We start from the raw sequence: 15,874 nt of genomic DNA on the forward strand, positions 1-15,874 counted from the left end.
CCCGCCCGCTTGACACAGCAGATATATAACATGTTATATATCTGCTGATATTGGAGCGCCACGCATGACCAGAGATGTTCTCGCAGAGATGGGCTATCTCGCCCTCGGCAGCCGGATGAAGCGCCTTGCCGAGCGTATGCAGGCGGACGCCACAAAGGTGTTTGCCGATCGCGGCCTTCCCATCCAGGGCACACATTTCCCGCTGCTGGCAGCCCTCACGACCTATGGCCCGCTCAGCGTCACCGAAGCTGTCGAGGCCGTTGGCATCAGCCAACCTGCGGTCACCCGCATTCACAACGCCCTGCAGAAACTCGGCATCACCACGACCAGCCGCGTGAAGGGCGATAACCGCCAGAAGCTGATCCGCCTCACCGCGAAAGGCGAAGCTCTGCTGGAGGAGCTGAAGGCCGATCTCTGGCCGCAGGTGCGCCGCGCCGCGCAAGGCCTCTGTGAAGGCGAGGAGACAGACTTCCTCTCCTGGATCGCCCGCCTGGAAGGCGCGCTTCAGGACCTCTCCCTGCACGACCGCATACGGAGCGAAGGAGCCAGCCGCCACCCGGCCCTGCGGCTGGTCGAGTTTGACGACCGCCTCGCGCCGGAGTTTGACGCCATCACCCGCGAATGGGTGGAAGCCATGTTCACGCTGGAAAAGAAGGACATCGAGATCATCGAAAACCCGCGCGAGAAAATCCTCGCGCCGGGCGGAGAGATCCTGTTCGTGGAGGCAGACGGGCTCGGCATCATCGGCACCTGCGCGCTGATGCAGGTGGAAGGAAATGTCTTTGAATTGACCAAGATGGGCGTGCGCGAAACAGCCCGCGGCCTGAAGGCCGGCGAGTTTCTGCTTCAGCGGACATTGGAGCGCGCCCGGCAGATGCCCATCGGGGAACTCTTCCTGCTGACCAACTCCAAATGCGCCGCCGCCATCCACCTCTATGAAAAGGCCGGCTTCATGCATGACGCAGACATTATGGCGCGTTACGGCGCCAGCTATGCCCGCTGCAATGTGGCGATGTCCTATGATCTCTCGAAGCCGCCCCGGATCTGATCCGGCGCGGCTTCAAAGGGAAGATCAACCCGTCTCGCGGTCGCCGCGCACTTCCAGGTCGTATTCACGCACCTTGCGGTAAAGCGTCGAGCGGCCAATCCCGAGACGGCGCGAAACTTCGCTCATATGGCCGTCATAGAATTCAATCGCATACTGAAGAAGATCGCGCTCGATATCCTGCAGGCTGCGGATTTCGCCGTCCTCGTCCTTGATGGCCACCGGCACATCCCCGACAAAACCGCGCTTCACATCATTTGCAGGCACCGGCGGCGCTTCAGGCGGGCGCTGCGCCGGGATCGCCGGCATCATCATAACGTCCGCCATCTGGCCGGAAATCTGCGGGAAGTCCTGCGGGCGCAGCTCATCGCCGTCACACAGCACAACCGCGCGGAATACCGCATTCTCCAGCTGGCGCACGTTACCCGGCCAGTCATAGGAATACAGCATCTTCAGCGTGTCTTCGCTCGCCCCGGCCACCTTGGTGCCTTCGCTGGCATTGAAGCGCGCAATGAAATGATCCACCAGCGCCGGAATATCTTCGCGCCGCTCGTTCAGCGACGGCATGTCGATGGGGAACACGTTGAGACGGTAGAACAGGTCTTCGCGGAACGTGCCCGCCTTCACCTGGCCGGCCAGATCACGGTTCGTCGCCGAGATGATGCGCACGTCCACCTTGGTCGGGCGGCGCGAGCCAACGGCATCGACCTCCCCTTCCTGCAGCGCACGGAGCAGTTTCACCTGCGCGTCCAGCGGCAACTCGCCCACCTCATCGAGGAACAGCGTGCCGCCATCGGCTTCGACAAACTTGCCCGGCGCCTTGGAAACCGCGCCCGTAAACGCGCCCTTCTCATGGCCGAACAGGATCGACTCCACGAGGTTCTCCGGGATCGCCCCGCAGTTGACCGTCACGAACGGTTTGCCCGCCCGCTGGCTGGCGCCCTGAATACAGCGCGCCACAACTTCTTTACCCACACCGCTTTCGCCCAGGATCAGCACCGGAATGTCCGACGCCGCTCCGCGCTCTGCCATGCGGATCACGCTGCGCATCGCCGGGGCCGAGGCGATCATGTCCTCGAACTTCATGCCCCCTTCCACCTTGCGCGACAGGCGTTTCACCTCCCCCGTCAGGCTCTGCATCTTCAGGGCATTGCGGATCGAGACAACCACGCGCTCCGGATTGGCCGGCTTCACGATAAAGTCCACCGCCCCGCGCCGCATCGTCTGCACGATCGTGTCGATGCCGCTCGTCGCCGTCAGCATGATCACCGGCAGGTCCGGGCGCTTGCCGTTCAGCCGCTCCAGCGTGTCCATCCCCGAAAGGCCCGGCATCGTCAGATCCAGCAGCACGACATCCACGCCTTCGCGCGCATCGGACGCCATCTGCAGCCCCGTCTCGCCATCGGGCGCCGTGCGGCAGGCAAAGCCGGCCTTCTCCACGGCAGCTTGAAGCAGGCGGCGCTGTGTCGGATCGTCATCGACCACGAGGATCGTTTTGGCCATGGGTGTGCCCTCATCATTCCGGTTGCGGCCAGCGCGCCTCACTGAGGGCGCCCCGTGCCGTTTCGTTACGCCCCGTTCTGACACAGACGCATGGAGTTACGGTTTCCCCAGTCGTTTGAATTTCAACGAAATCTTGTGCCGGTTTCCCCGCCACTTCCCCGCAGCATTCGTGACAGTCCTGTGACATCTTCAGTTGCAGGCCGGAATCTTGCCGCTCACGGCTTGAAAAGTTCGGGCGCTTGCGGCTGATGCGCCTCACATCGCCTAAAGCGGGGGCTTCATATGGACGGCAAGGAACCCACGATCGTCAAACAGACGCTCGACAAAGACCTTGCGAAGATCGGCAAAGCCGAAGCCGCCGTCGCCACCACAGCGCGCAGCGTCGTCGCCCCCGGTCTCGCTTTCCTGTTCCTCGCGGCCATCGTGCTGGTTGGCGCCAGCCTGTTCGGCAGCCAGAGCAACGGCCTCCTCATCGTCGCCGCCGCCGCCATCGGCGGCTACATGGCGCTCAACATCGGCGCCAATGACGTGGCCAACAATGTCGGTCCCGCCGTCGGCTCCAAGGCCCTCACCATGACCGGCGCGATCATCATCGCCGCCATCTGCGAAAGCGCCGGCGCCCTGCTGGCAGGCGGCGATGTCGTCTCCACCATCTCCAAGGGCATCATCAGCCCCGAGAACGTCTCCAACACCGAAACCTTCGTCTGGCTGATGATGGCCGCGCTGATCTCCGCCGCCCTCTGGATCAACCTCGCCACCGTCCTGGGCGCGCCCGTCTCCACCACCCACTCCATCGTCGGCGGCGTCATGGGGGCCGGCATCGCCGCGGCCGGCTTCGGCGCGGTCAGCTGGCCGGTGATGGCGGGCATTGCCGCCTCCTGGGTCGTCTCCCCCGTGCTGGGCGGCATCATCGCCGCCGCCGTGCTCGCCTTCATCAAGATCGCCATCATCTACCGGGAAGACAAGATCGCCGCCGCCCGCCGCTGGGTGCCCGTGCTCATCGGCGTCATGGCCGGCGCCTTCGGCACCTATATGGCGCTGAAAGGCGTCAGCAAGCTGATCGATATTTCCCTGCCCCATGCCCTGCTGATTGGCCTCGGCATTGCCCTCGCCGCCTGGGGCATCACCCACCCGCTGATCCGGCGCCAGTCCGAAGGCATGGAAAACCGCAACCAGTCCCTGCGCCAGCTGTTTATCTGGCCGCTGATCTTCTCCGCCGCCCTCCTCTCCTTCGCCCATGGCGCCAACGATGTGGCCAACGCCATCGGCCCGCTGGCCGCCATCGTCCACGCCCTTCAGGATGGCGAAGTCGCCGCCAGCGTCACCATTCCCCTCTGGGTCATGCTGATCGGCGCGATGGGCATTTCCTTCGGCCTCGTCCTCTTCGGGCCAAAGCTCATCCGCATGGTCGGGGACTCGATCACCAAGCTCAATCCGATGCGCGCCTTCTGCGTCGCCCTCGCCGCCGCCGTCACCGTCATCATCGCCAGCTGGCTCGGCCTGCCCGTCTCCTCCACCCACATTGCCGTGGGCGCCATCTTCGGCGTCGGCTTCTTCCGCGAATGGTTCACCGCCAACTCGCACACGCGCCTGTCCTATGTGCACACCCGGTCGCCCAACGCGGCGGAGACCGAATTCTCCGGCCTCGCCCGCCGCAAGTCGGCCCGCAAACTCGTCCGCCGCGCCCACGTCACCAGCATCGCCGCCGCCTGGATCATCACCGTCCCCGCCAGCGCCACCCTCGCCGGCGGCATCTACCTGGCGCTACAACACCTCTTCAAGATCGTCTGAGGGCGGACAGCCCATCTTCACCATCCCAGCCCCTTGAATTCTCCCCTTGCGCGAAGGTTAACAAAGCGTAAAGGTAGAAATCCAAGAGGGGTACTATGGGTGAGGAGACGCGTGACATGGGCCGCAAGGGCACAGCCGCGAACACGGGCAGTTTTCAGTTTTTTCTAAGCCAATGGAGCTGGAGCGCGACGATCATCGTTTGCGCGCTTGGGCTGGCCGCGACCGGCGCCTTCCTCCTCGCCGCCCCCTTCCTCGCCGGCGCAGACCCGGCCACCGTCCGCGCCGACTGGCTCGCCCTCGCCTGCCTCATCACCGGCCTCTTCACCGCCAACATGGCCAGAATGCTCCAGATCTGGGGGCCCCTCGCCACCATCATCAAGAAGCCCGCCACCCGGCGGAATGATGCCGAGCGAAAGCGCGCCCATAACGGCTTCCGCGAGCTTTTCGCCTACGTCTTTCTCGCCCTCACCGGGCTCACCACATTCACGTTTCTGTCGGCGCAGCCCGGGCTCCTGCCTTGGGCAGACCTCGGCCTGCATGGCGCGGGAACGGCAGATGCCAAACTCGCGCATGTCGCAGCCCTGATCACCTGCCTAGCGCTCAGCTTCGTGCCGCTCCTCACCAGCTTCTGGCTCCACGCCAAAGCCGAGGAAGAGGCATTCAAGCGCTCAGTCCTGCGCGATGACGCAATCTCCGCCCCGTCATTCTGGGTCGGCGCCGCCATTCTCGGAAGCATCATTGCGCTGGCAGGCTGGGCAACGAAGGTGTCAGGCAACGAGTCCGCAGAACTCGCGTCAAATCTCACCCTGTTCGTGACGCTGGGCGTCATTGCTCTCTTCGTTGCCTTCATCTTCCTGCCCCACCTCGTGCGCTATCTCGATCAGGCGGGCGACAAGGAAACGGGCGCTGATAAAATCGCCACGCAAGGGCTCAACCCGATTGCATTGCCCGCTCAGGCCGCAAGCTATCTGGACTCCGTCCTGGTCCGCCTCATCGCCCCACTTACTGGCGCCACCCAGAAAGGCCGGGGCGTTCCGCACAGCTTCGTCCTCCTCTCGATTATCCCGTTGACCGGGCTTGGCTTCGTGCTCGCGCCGCCCTTCGGCCTTGTACCAATAGCCCTCGGTATGCTGATGGTCATCGCGCTCGGGCGCCGGTGGGCGTGGATCGAAGAAGACCGGGAAACCGCCTCCCGTCTCCTGAAAACTGAAAGCCCGGAAATACAAGTTGGCTTTGAAAACGACCTGAAAGACGAAGCCCTCCTCGGCTATGCGTCCCTCTTCCTGCTCGTCCCCCTCGCGCTGCATCAGACCTATGGCTGGCAGACAACGGCGTTTGAAATCACCGACGCCAGCCGCGCCTCAAACCTCTTCTTCGCCTGGCTCAGCTTCTTCGGCGCCGAACTCGCCAAGGCTGTACCCTTTGTCGATTGGTGGGAAATCTATCAGGTAGACCTAAGCCCGCCCATCGAAGCAGCCGCCGACAACCCGCTGGGCAAACACCTAACCTTCGCCGCCCGCGCCATGGTCGACCTCGTCATCATGGCTGCTTTATTGCAAGCCATTGGCATCTGGCAGCGAAGCCGAACACAAAGGAAACTATACAAAGCAGGACAGGTGGATGCCTTTGATCCGTTCCTAGAAGAGCAGTTCTTCCAAGAGGGAATGCGCCTGACAGAAGGGAATTTTCGGCCAACAGACAAATTTATCAAGGACGTAAAGGAGCACGCGGATCGAGCACACAAATTCGGCGACCTTCGACTCCCGTATAATGAGCGCAGGCTGACGGAATTGCTCGAACATGAGGATAAAGAAGTGCGGGCTGGCGCGGAATGGATGATACGCGCCTATGACGTTCTTGCTGGTCCGCCAGAGAAGAAATTATCTCTGTTAGCGGACAAATGGGACGAGGCACTTATGGAGCATATTGGACAGGAGCCCGAACCGGGCACGCCTCATCCATCCGTACATGCTGAATGGCGCCGCGACGAAAAACCCCGGATTGAGCTTGTCGTCGATGAACTGCTTGGGAAGGATCGAGAGACTGTCCCCAAGAGACTTCAAGATAGCGATATACGGAACTTGATGCGCCTTTTGCGTTACTGTGACCGGCATGCGGAGTTTCACTACGCGCGAATGGAAATTTTGGAAATTCTTGCGCAGTCAGCAACACCCGCAGCACTTTGGGCTTTGGTCGCTCAAACCTGCCCAAAATGGCCAGAGACCAAGGCTTGGGTCGAAGAGGTTGAGCAGCGCTTCGGAGAAATTGTGCGGGATGAAAAGGGGCGCTACTCGCCGCCCTATTTTAAGCGTCAGGAGGAACGCGCTACTTGCTATTCAGCACTTGGAGAAGCGGCTCTGCTTTGCGACGAATTTATGGACGGCCATAAATCCATTTGCGAATTTTTGAACTTGATGAAGGAAAAAGACGCGAAAACCACCGCAGGGCCTGCGGCTGCTGCCGCCTATGAAAGACTTGGGTGCTTGGTTTCGCCCCACGCTCCCGTCAACGGTGCTAAATCTCCCGCAATTGATGACGAAGAAGACGTAGAGCCTGAATTCGAGCTCACCTAACCCCGCAAAATCTTCCCCATAGCCTTCCCTCTGGCCAGCTCGTCCACCAGCTTGTCCAGATACCGGATTTCCCGCATCAGCGGGTCTTCGACCGCTTCCACGCGCACGCCGCAGACCACGCCCGTGATCAGCGTCCGCGCCGGGTTCATCCCCGGCGCCTCGCCAAAAAACGTCTCGAAATCAGTCCCCGCCGCGATCTGCGCGTCCAGCTGCGCCTGGCTGTAGCCGGTGTGCCAGCGGATGATCTCGTCGACCTCCGCTTTCGTGCGCCCCTTCTTCTCCACCTTGGCAACGTAATGGGGATAGACGCTGCCAAACGCCGTCTTGAAAACCCGATGCCCGGCCATCGCCTGCCCTCCAATTGGTTGCGCCACCAGTTTAGCGCATCGCACAAAACAAGAACACCCTTTACTCTATCCCCGCGGCGCCCAATATGCGCGCCATGGCCCGCTCCTCCCGTCCCCCCGCTCGCGGCGTCGCTGACGCCTCCGCTGCCTTCGCCCTCGACGGCGCCGCGCTCGATGCCGCCGGCAGCCTCCCCTCCGACCAGTGGACACCCCACCGGCCGGACCGCGACTGGGTGAAGCTGGAGGGCGGCAAGCGCTTCCGCGTCGCTGCCGAATACGAGCCCGCCGGCGACCAGCGCACCGCCATCCCCGAACTCGTCGAAGGCATCACCGCCGGCGAGCGCGACCAGGTCCTCCTCGGCGCCACTGGCACGGGCAAGACCTTCACCATGGCCAAGATCATCGAGGCCACCCAGCGCCCCGCGCTCATCCTCGCCCCCAACAAGACCCTCGCCGCCCAGCTCTATGGCGAGTTCAAATCCTTCTTCCCGGACAACTCGGTCGAGTATTTCGTCTCCTATTACGACTACTACCAGCCCGAAGCCTATGTTCCGCGCTCGGACCTTTACATCGAGAAGGAAAGCTCCATCAACGAGGCCATCGACCGGATGCGCCACTCCGCCACCCGCGCCATCCTGGAGCGTGACGACGTCATCATCGTCTCCTCCGTCTCCTGCCTCTATGGCATCGGCTCAGTGGAATCCTACACCTCGATGACCTTCACCCTGAAGGCCGGCGACCGCATCGACCCCAAACAGGTCACCGCTCGCCTCGTCGCCAACCAGTACACCCGCAACGATGTCGCCTTCGGCCGCGGCGCCTTCCGCGTGAAGGGCGACGTCATCGACATCTTCCCCGCCCACTATGAGGACCGCGCCTGGAAGCTCTCCTTCTTCGGCGACGAGCTGGAATCCATCACCGAGTTCGACCCCCTCACCGGGCGCACGATGCAGAAGCTCCCCCAGGTCAAGATCTACGCCAACAGCCACCACGTCACGCCGCGCCCGACGCTCAACCAGGCCATCGAGAAGATCAAGGCGGAGCTGAAGACCACCATCGCCCATTTCGAGAAGAACGGAAAACTCCTCGAAGCCCAGCGCATCGAGCAGCGCTGCACCTACGACCTCGAAATGCTCGCCGCCACCGGCTCCTGCAACGGCATCGAGAACTATTCCCGCTACCTCACCGGCCGCAAGCCCGGCGAGCCGCCCCCCACCCTCTTCGAATACCTGCCCGAGAACGCCCTCGTCTTCACCGACGAGTCCCACCAGACGATCCCCCAGATCGGCGCCATGTTCAAAGGCGACTTCTCGCGCAAGTCCACCCTCGCCGAATACGGCTTCCGCCTGCCTTCCTGCATCGACAACCGCCCCCTCAAATTCGACGAATGGGACGCCATGCGCCCCCAGACGGTCCACGTCTCCGCCACCCCCGGCAAATGGGAAATGGAGCGCACGGGCGGCGTGTTCACCGAACAGGTCATCCGCCCCACCGGCCTTATCGACCCACCCGTCGAAGTCCGCCCCGTCTCCAATGATGGCGCCAACCAGGTCGACGACATCATGGCCGAGGCCAAGACCGCCGCCGCAAACGGCATGCGCACATTGATCACCACCCTGACGAAAAAGATGGCGGAAAACCTGACAGACTTCCTCCACGAAAACGGGGTGAAGGTCCGCTACATGCACTCGGACGTCGACACCATCGAGCGCATCGAGATCATCCGCGATCTGCGCCTCGGCGTGTTCGATGTCCTCGTCGGCATCAACCTGCTGCGCGAGGGGCTCGACATTCCCGAATGCGGCCTCGTCGGCATTCTGGACGCCGACAAGGAAGGGTTCCTGCGTTCAGAGACTTCCCTCGTCCAGACCATCGGCCGCGCCGCACGCAACGCCGACGCAAAAGTCATTCTGTATGCGGACCGGGTCACCGGCTCCATGCAGCGCGCCATGGACGAAACCAGCCGCCGCCGCGAAAAGCAGATGGCCTACAATATCGAACACGGCATCACGCCGACCACGATCAAGCGCGCCGTGTCAGACATCCTCTCCGAACTCGGCGAAAAGCCCTCCGCCAGCCGCTCCCGCCGCAACCGCGAACGCGGCGTCAGCGAAGAAAAGCCCTTGCCACTTCGGGGCGAAACCGGGCACAACCTCAAAGCTGCAATCGCCAGCCTCGAAAAACAGATGCGCGAAGCCGCCGCGAACCTCGAGTTCGAAACGGCCGCCCGCCTTCGGGACGAGGTTAAGCGGCTGCGGGAAGAGGATTTGGGGATTTAGAAAGACCTAGATTAAAATTTCTCCTACAGATAGTTGACTTAAGTTTCCTACAAGCGCAACGATTGACTACCGCTATTGCTTTCGAGCAATAGTTGCGGGGAGTTAGCTCAGCGGGAGAGCGCCCGCCTGAAAAGCGGGATGTCGCGGGTTCAAATCCCGCACTCTCGGTTCCTGAAACTGGATACGTTAGGCCGCATTAAAACTATTCGCGATCCGTAGGGTGCATTAAGCGCAGCGCAATGCACCACCCCGCGCCCCACCCAACGGTGCATTGCGGCCTTCGGCCTTAATGCACCCTACCTTCCTCACTCCCGCCGCGTGAACTTCACCGGAAACGCGTCCTCCATCCCGTAGAGCTTCTTCCCGGCCGGTATCTCCGGCTCGGGCTTGGGAAGGATGCTTCGCCCACGGGAGACCGCCCTTAAAGGGGGCGGGTTTCCGCGGCCGGGGAAGAGGCGCCATTTCTTCACCTCCTGTCTCAGCCGGAAAAGTTCTTCCAGCTCGGCCAGACCCTCGGCCACGCGCTCGTCCTCTGTCGCGTCCGGCGGCAGCGGATTTTCCGCGCGGGCCGCCTTGATGGCCTCCCAGATCGGCGCGTCCCCTTCCCGCTCGCGCAGCTCCTCAGGGGTCGGCTCGGGGAAGACAGGCGCCCGCCCCTCCTTCTCCGCCTGCACCATCTCGTCCAGCTCCTCGATCGCGCGGCTGCGCCAGTCCTCCTCTTCATCCTCCGGCGGCGGATAATCCTCCAGATGCTCCTTCAGCGCCTTGTGCCCGCGCGCCAGCTTCTGCGCCTCGCGCAGCCATTTGAGGTCATAATCGAGATACCCCTCCTCGATCGCCGCCACCGCGCGCAGCCGCGCCTCGCCGGAAAGCTCCCCCAGCCGCTCCAGCCGCGCGCGCGGGGCCATATCCTTCAGCTCGGGATAATCCGCCTTCCCCGTAAGCCGGAGCCCGCCCGCCAGGCTCGCCCGCGCCAGATGCCGGAGAGAGCGGGAGGTGGCCCGCGTTTTGACGTCCCGGGTCCGCTTGAGTGGGGGTGTGGGCGCAGCAACATCCATCATGCACGCATCATAAGCGGGCCGAAAAACCCAGCCGGATAAGTCAATGCTTATCCCTCGCGTCCTTCGTCACCCTCGACGGGCTAACGCCCGTCGAGGGTGACGAAGGAATGGGCGTTGAAGAAGATGCGCTCTCACCCTTCATTTACCCCTCCCTGCTACCCCTAGCCCCAGCAGCGTAGAGGAGCCCCCAAGATGTGGATTCACCGCAAGGAACATTTCCGCAATGCCAATGCGAGCCCCGAGCGCTCCCGCGTGGCCGCCACCATCTATTACCGGGCCGACGCGCGCGACACGCCGCCCCGCCAGGGCTGGGCCGAAAACTGCCCCCTCTGCGGCGCGCCTATCCGCGTGTCAAAGCCTTCCCATGGCGGCACATTTGTCTCCGAAGTCCTCCCCTCCGGCCGCCACATCCCCCACCCCTGCTTCGACCGCCTGAAAGGCAAACGCCCCAGCGACGAAACGCTCGATCTCTTCGAGTGGCAGCCTCCGAACTAGCGGCGCAGCGCGCCCTGCCTCCCCTTCCTGCTTACAAGAGACCCGACTGAAGGGAGGATTGACGCTTTGCACGCCGTGCGGCGCTCCTTAAGATGACGATGATGCGAACCGACCTCGACCACCTCCCTCATGGCAAGCAGCGCGAACTCGCCCGCGTGACGGAGATCCTGTTCGAGGAATTCACCGACGCCATGAAAGGCGCTTCTTCCCCGAAGAAGAAGGAAGGCCGCATCCTCAAGATTATTCTGTTCGGATCCTATGCGCGCGGCACTTGGGTGGACGAGCCCCACACGGAAAAGGGCTATCTCAGCGACTACGACCTGCTGATCGTCGTCAACCAGCAGAGCGTGGTCGATTTTGCCACCTATTGGTACCGCGCCGAAGACCGGATCATGCGGGAGACCGGGATCAGGACCCCGGTCAATTTCATTGTCCACACGATGGACGAGGTGAACTCCGCCCTCTCCCAGGGCCAGTATTTCTTCACTGACGTCGTCAAAGAGGGCGTCGCGCTCTACGATCTCAAAGGAAGCACGCAGTTTATCACGCCCCAGCCGCAGACGGCGGAAGAGGCACTGGCGACCGCGGAGAAGCATTTTGAGCAACGCATTGAAGGCGTGCGAAGCGCGCTAGAATTCTTCAGATTTGGCGTAGATGCAGGACGTTACAATGATGCGTCGTTCATGCTGCATCAGGCTGTAGAGCGCCTCTACGCTTGCCTGCTCCTTGTAGAGACGAACTATTCGCCTTCGACCCACAGCATCAAGTTCCTCCGCTCGCTGGCTGAGCAGATCGACCCGGACCTGATTGCCGTCTGGCCGCGTGAGACCAAGCAGGACCGGCGGCTGTTTGAATTGCTCAAGCGCGCCTATGTCGATGCGCGGTACTCAGAGCATTATGCTATCACGGCCGAAGAGCTTGCCTGGCTGGGGGAGCGGGCGGAGATCCTGCGAGCACTCGTTGAGAAGCGGGCGAGCGGCAAGATCGAACAATTGAAGGCCAGGGCATTGAACGGGGACTGAGTTCTATGCCGTCAGCCTGCTCAAAAGTTATCTGGCGCAAGGACGAGGGCTCCGCCGAAGGGACGCATAGGTGACAGCCCTTGCCCGGTGCCGGCGTGACCGTCGGCTGGGCTGAAGAGGCTTGCCAGTCTCCGCCTCGGCTTCAGCGTCCTGATGTGAAGGCCGGTAAATTTCATTGCTGCCAGCGGAAGGCGTTGGACACATCCGCCAGCGAAATCGCGATAAAGATCTTCTTTTATAAATTGTTCCCAACGCGACCGGACGCGCATGGCGTTTGGGATGCTGCCCCTGATAAGCGCCAGGGGGTGAATACCTGACTCACGCCGCCCTGCCCAAGCCCGCCCGGAGCTGTCCCGCCCGCGATGGGCGCTTCCGTTGGAGTTTTATGCTCCGTCCACCCCCGCATGCCGGAGGTGTTGCACCGGGAACACATTGACAGCCTCGGCCCGCCCTGTCATTTCAACACCTGTTGAAAATCAACAAGCGTTGAAAAAGCCTGATAACGGGCATTTGGGAGGACAAGATGGCCGTAAAGTTCAATCAATTCATGGCATTGGCGCTGTGTGCCACGGCGCTCACGCCGGTCGCCGCCTATGCCCAGACCGAGACCGAAGAGACCGCCGCGTCCGATGAACGCCGCTTTGGCGCCATCGTCGTGACCGCCCAGCGCCGCGAGGAAAACCTCCTCGACGTGCCCCTCTCCGTCTCCGCCTTCAGCGGCGACCTCCTGGCCGACCTCGGCGTCCAGACGATGGACGAGGTCGCCAAGATCTCCCCCAACGTGACCCTGGAAGTCTCCCGCGGCACCAACAACACCATCTCCGCCTTCATCCGCGGCGTCGGCCAGCAGGACCCTGTGTCCGGCTTTGAATCCGGGGTCGGCATCTATGTCGATGACGTCTACCTCAACCGCCCGCAGGGTTCGGTGCTGGAGGTCTATGACATTGAACGGATTGAAGTTCTGCGCGGGCCGCAGGGCACCCTCTATGGCCGCAACACCATCGGCGGCGCGGTGAAATATGTCACCAAGGGCCTCTCTGATGAGCCCACCCTGAAGGCGCGCGGCGTGCTCGGCACCTATGGCCAGAAGGATGTCGTGGCCTCCGCCTCCACCGCGCTGGCAGACACCTTCCGCGTCGGCGCCGGCGTCGGCATCTTCACCCGCGACGGCTTCGGCGAAAACCTCATCACCGGCGAAGAAAACTACAATAAAGACGTCCTCTCCGCCCGCCTCTCCGCCGAATGGGATGTCACCGATGCCTTCCAGCTGCGCATTGCCGGCGACTATATGAATGACGAGTCCAATGCCCGCCAGGGGCACCGTCTGATCACGGATCTGTTCCCGCCGTTCACCTACCCGGTTCTGGACGATGTCTATGACAACCGCGCCGGCCTCAATGTGGTGGAGCAGGTCGTGGAAGTCTATGGCGGATCGCTCGTTGCCGAGTACGAAGTCAACGACACCATCACGCTGAAGAACATCCTGGCTTATCGCGAGGATGAAGGCACCAGCCCGATCGACTTCGACGCCCTGCCCGAAGCAGATGTCGATGTTCCCGGCATCTACACCAATGACCAGCTGTCCAACGAATTCCAGCTGCTCTACTCGGGCGACCGGCTGAACGGTATCGTGGGCGCCTATTATCTTGATGCCAACTCCTCCACCGTGTTTGATGTGCTGCTTGGCACGACGGGCGCGGTTCTCAACCTTCCGGGCCTCAACGCCCAGACTTTCGGCGAGGTCAGCACGGAAACCTGGTCTGTGTTTGCAGACTTCACCTATGATCTGACCGACCAGTTCGCCATCTCGCTGGGCGGGCGTTACACCGAGGACAAGCGCTCCTCGATCGTGCTGCGCCGCACCTATATCGGCGGCTTCTCGCCCTTCTTTGGCGGGCCCGGCGTGCCGATCGCAACGACATCGAACTTCGACGGTTCTGCCAAGTTCGACGATTTCAGCCCGCGCGTCTCGCTGACCTACAAGCCGACCGAAGATCACACTCTGTACACGACCTATTCGCAGGGCTTCAAGGGCGGCTCCTTTGACCCGCGCGGACAGACCTCGGCTGCGCCTGACCTTGATCAGGATGGCACGGTCTCCCCCGAGGAAGTCTTTGCCTTCATGCAGTTCGACCCCGAAGAGGTCGACAGCTATGAGATCGGCTGGAAGGCCAACACCTTCAACAACCGCGTGCAGACCAGCATCGCCGCCTTCTTCATGGACTACCAGAACGTCCAGATCCCCGGCTCCGTCGGCCTCGACACCAATGGAGACGGCGTCAATGACACCTTCACCGGCGTGACGACAAATGCTGCGTCGGCCGACCTCTGGGGCGTCGAGTTTGAAGGCACGGCCGTGCTCGGCGAAGAAATCTTCAACGACTCCGATCTGTTCACCTCGTCAGTCTCGGTTGGCTATATCAATGCCGAGTTCAACGAGTTCATCGATGCCTTCGGCAATGATGTCGCCGATGAGCGCGTCTTCCAGAACACGCCGGAATGGACCGGCAGCCTGCGTCTGACCTATGACACGCCGTTCCACATCCTTCAGCGCGAAGGCCGCCTGACGCTCAACACGCTTGCTTCCTACCGGGATGATTCAAGCCAGTTCGAAGTCCGCAGCCCGCTGGATCAGGAAGCCTACACCCTGGTTGATCTCGGCTTGCGCTGGAAACCGGACGACAGCCGCTGGGGCTTCACCTTCACCGGCAAGAACCTGACGGACGAGCGCTATAAGGTCGCCGGATATAACTTCATCAATCCGGCTACGGGTGCCCCTACGCTTGGCCTTGAAGGCGTGCTCAATGCTTATTACGGCGATCCCCGCACCTTCAGCATAGGCGTGGATTACGAATTCTGAGGTCCGGGGCGTTTCCTCCTGGCTGCGTCTCACGGAACGTCGAGCGCAGCCATTTCCGGACCTTAACTCAGGGCGGCACCTTCGGGTGCCGCCTTTTTTCCTTATACGGAAGCTGGCGGCGCTTTCAGGCGGACGTATCTTTCAACCGGCGCCGCTTCTGCGATGATCGAGGCGCCGGTAGGGCCGCCGGCGCGGCGCGGCTTGCGGCTTCAAATCCACCCGCGATGAAATGCACCATATGCTCACAGGCATCTGCGAGATCGTCCGACAGGCACACACCCCCTGACAAATGATCGATACGGCCGGTCTGGGCGAGTGTCAGTGTCAGCGCGCCCGAAAAGCATTGATACCCCCAATAGAGATCCTTCTCGTTCATCCCTGGCAGGGAGAGTTGCAAGGCATCGAGAAATTGCCGGATCAGCGGATCAAAATGTTCCGCCATGAGCCGCCCGCCCCAGCCGGGCGAGTTGTTCACATAGGCAACCAGCGCATAATAATTTTTCCAGCCCTGATCCTCCAGGTGCGGCCCCGTCAGCATCGGCTCCAGATAGGCCCGGATAATTGCTTCCACGGTGGGGGGCTGCGGTTTGGCGGCCTCGATAGCAGCCTTCAACGCGTCTTCGCGCCACTGGTTGACGATTTCTGCGCGGCGGATGAACACCGCATCGAAGAGTTCCTTCTTCGGTCCGAAATAGTAGTTCGGCAACGCCAGATCGACGCCGGCCCGCTTGGCAATCGTGCGCAGCGTAACACCATCAAATCCATGCGCGCTGAACTCTGCCTCGGCCGCGTCCAGAATAGCGGTCCGGCGATCGGTTTTCGGAGATGGCATCTTGGCTGGCGCGCTCAGGGCTGGTCCTCCTCGGGCATTGTTCCTTTTATCGGTATGGACCAGACA

At 62.1% G+C, this 15,874-nt stretch carries 11 protein-coding genes and 1 tRNA gene; 8 read left to right on the forward strand and 4 right to left on the reverse strand.

All coding sequences use genetic code 11. The features are described from left to right. Positions 1-64 precede the first annotated feature (64 nt). Positions 65-1,048, forward strand: coding sequence for a bifunctional helix-turn-helix transcriptional regulator/GNAT family N-acetyltransferase (locus HNE_RS15030; RefSeq protein WP_011648012.1), 984 nt, complete (start codon positions 65-67; stop codon positions 1,046-1,048). Positions 1,049-1,072: 24 nt separating this feature from the next. On the opposite strand, the gene HNE_RS15035 is transcribed toward HNE_RS15030, so the two are convergent. Further along, positions 1,073-2,548: a sigma-54-dependent transcriptional regulator gene (locus HNE_RS15035; RefSeq protein ID WP_011648013.1), complete on the reverse strand. Its 1,476-nt coding sequence runs from the start codon at positions 2,546-2,548 to the stop codon at positions 1,073-1,075. A gap of 282 nt (positions 2,549-2,830) precedes the next feature. Here HNE_RS15035 and HNE_RS15040 point away from each other — a divergent pair, with 282 nt between their 5' ends. Both HNE_RS15040 and HNE_RS15045 read left to right on the forward strand, forming a co-directional pair. Next, positions 2,831-4,339: an inorganic phosphate transporter gene (locus tag HNE_RS15040; protein ID WP_011648014.1), complete on the forward strand. Its 1,509-nt coding sequence runs from the start codon at positions 2,831-2,833 to the stop codon at positions 4,337-4,339. Between the two features lie 95 nt (positions 4,340-4,434). Then, entirely contained in the window at positions 4,435-6,912 is a 2,478-nt protein-coding gene (locus HNE_RS15045) for a hypothetical protein (protein WP_148205909.1), read from the forward strand. Here HNE_RS15045 and HNE_RS15050 read toward each other — a convergent pair. Then, complete coding sequence (locus tag HNE_RS15050; RefSeq protein ID WP_011648018.1) at positions 6,909-7,259, reverse strand: DUF2200 domain-containing protein; 351 nt, start codon at positions 7,257-7,259, stop codon at positions 6,909-6,911. The two genes, HNE_RS15045 and HNE_RS15050, sit on opposite strands and share 4 nt — an antisense overlap. A gap of 95 nt (positions 7,260-7,354) precedes the next feature. Here HNE_RS15050 and uvrB point away from each other — a divergent pair, with 95 nt between their 5' ends. Continuing rightward, a complete protein-coding gene (gene uvrB, locus HNE_RS15055; protein ID WP_035591556.1) occupies positions 7,355-9,538 on the forward strand; it encodes an excinuclease ABC subunit UvrB in 2,184 nt (727 codons plus the stop codon). Between the two features lie 96 nt (positions 9,539-9,634). Continuing rightward, positions 9,635-9,706 (forward strand) — tRNA-Phe (locus HNE_RS15060). A 137-nt stretch (positions 9,707-9,843) separates the two neighbouring features. Here HNE_RS15060 and HNE_RS15065 read toward each other — a convergent pair. Then, on the reverse strand, positions 9,844-10,599 hold the full coding sequence (locus tag HNE_RS15065; protein WP_011648020.1) for a hypothetical protein: 756 nt from the start codon (positions 10,597-10,599) through the stop codon (positions 9,844-9,846). A 192-nt stretch (positions 10,600-10,791) separates the two neighbouring features. Between HNE_RS15065 and HNE_RS15070 the strand changes: the two genes are divergently transcribed. The 3 genes from HNE_RS15070 to HNE_RS15080 all read left to right on the forward strand — a co-directional run bounded on the left by HNE_RS15070 (position 10,792) and on the right by HNE_RS15080 (position 14,976). Beyond that, positions 10,792-11,094, forward strand: a complete 303-nt coding sequence (locus tag HNE_RS15070) for a hypothetical protein (protein ID WP_011648021.1) — start codon at positions 10,792-10,794, stop codon at positions 11,092-11,094. 92 nt (positions 11,095-11,186) lie between these two features. Continuing rightward, entirely contained in the window at positions 11,187-12,116 is a 930-nt protein-coding gene (locus HNE_RS15075) for a HEPN domain-containing protein (RefSeq protein WP_198022885.1), read from the forward strand. Positions 12,117-12,639: 523 nt separating this feature from the next. Beyond that, entirely contained in the window at positions 12,640-14,976 is a 2,337-nt protein-coding gene (locus HNE_RS15080) for a TonB-dependent receptor (RefSeq protein ID WP_011648023.1), read from the forward strand. Between the two features lie 124 nt (positions 14,977-15,100). On the opposite strand, the gene HNE_RS15085 is transcribed toward HNE_RS15080, so the two are convergent. Next, positions 15,101-15,808 (reverse strand): TetR/AcrR family transcriptional regulator, encoded by a 708-nt coding sequence (locus HNE_RS15085; RefSeq protein WP_011648024.1) that lies wholly within the window; start codon positions 15,806-15,808, stop codon positions 15,101-15,103. Between the last annotated feature and the right edge of the window lie 66 nt (positions 15,809-15,874).

Origin of the sequence: Hyphomonas neptunium ATCC 15444 (assembly GCF_000013025.1) — a bacterium.
In the GTDB taxonomy this organism is placed as follows: domain Bacteria; phylum Pseudomonadota; class Alphaproteobacteria; order Caulobacterales; family Hyphomonadaceae; genus Hyphomonas; species Hyphomonas neptunia.

Bases quoted from the DNA above. Each gene is read 5' to 3' on its own strand.
- HNE_RS15030 (WP_011648012.1), top strand. From the start codon at position 65: ATGACCAGAGATGTTCTCGCAGAGATGGGCTATCTCGCCCTCGGCAGC.
- HNE_RS15035 (WP_011648013.1), bottom strand. From the start codon at position 2,548: ATGGCCAAAACGATCCTCGTGGTCGATGACGATCCGACACAGCGCCGC.
- HNE_RS15040 (WP_011648014.1), top strand. From the start codon at position 2,831: ATGGACGGCAAGGAACCCACGATCGTCAAACAGACGCTCGACAAAGAC.
- HNE_RS15045 (WP_148205909.1), top strand. From the start codon at position 4,435: ATGGGTGAGGAGACGCGTGACATGGGCCGCAAGGGCACAGCCGCGAAC.
- HNE_RS15050 (WP_011648018.1), bottom strand. From the start codon at position 7,259: ATGGCCGGGCATCGGGTTTTCAAGACGGCGTTTGGCAGCGTCTATCCC.
- uvrB (WP_035591556.1), top strand. From the start codon at position 7,355: ATGGCCCGCTCCTCCCGTCCCCCCGCTCGCGGCGTCGCTGACGCCTCC.
- HNE_RS15065 (WP_011648020.1), bottom strand. From the start codon at position 10,599: ATGATGGATGTTGCTGCGCCCACACCCCCACTCAAGCGGACCCGGGAC.
- HNE_RS15070 (WP_011648021.1), top strand. From the start codon at position 10,792: ATGTGGATTCACCGCAAGGAACATTTCCGCAATGCCAATGCGAGCCCC.
- HNE_RS15075 (WP_198022885.1), top strand. From the start codon at position 11,187: ATGACGATGATGCGAACCGACCTCGACCACCTCCCTCATGGCAAGCAG.
- HNE_RS15080 (WP_011648023.1), top strand. From the start codon at position 12,640: ATGGCCGTAAAGTTCAATCAATTCATGGCATTGGCGCTGTGTGCCACG.
- HNE_RS15085 (WP_011648024.1), bottom strand. From the start codon at position 15,808: ATGCCATCTCCGAAAACCGATCGCCGGACCGCTATTCTGGACGCGGCC.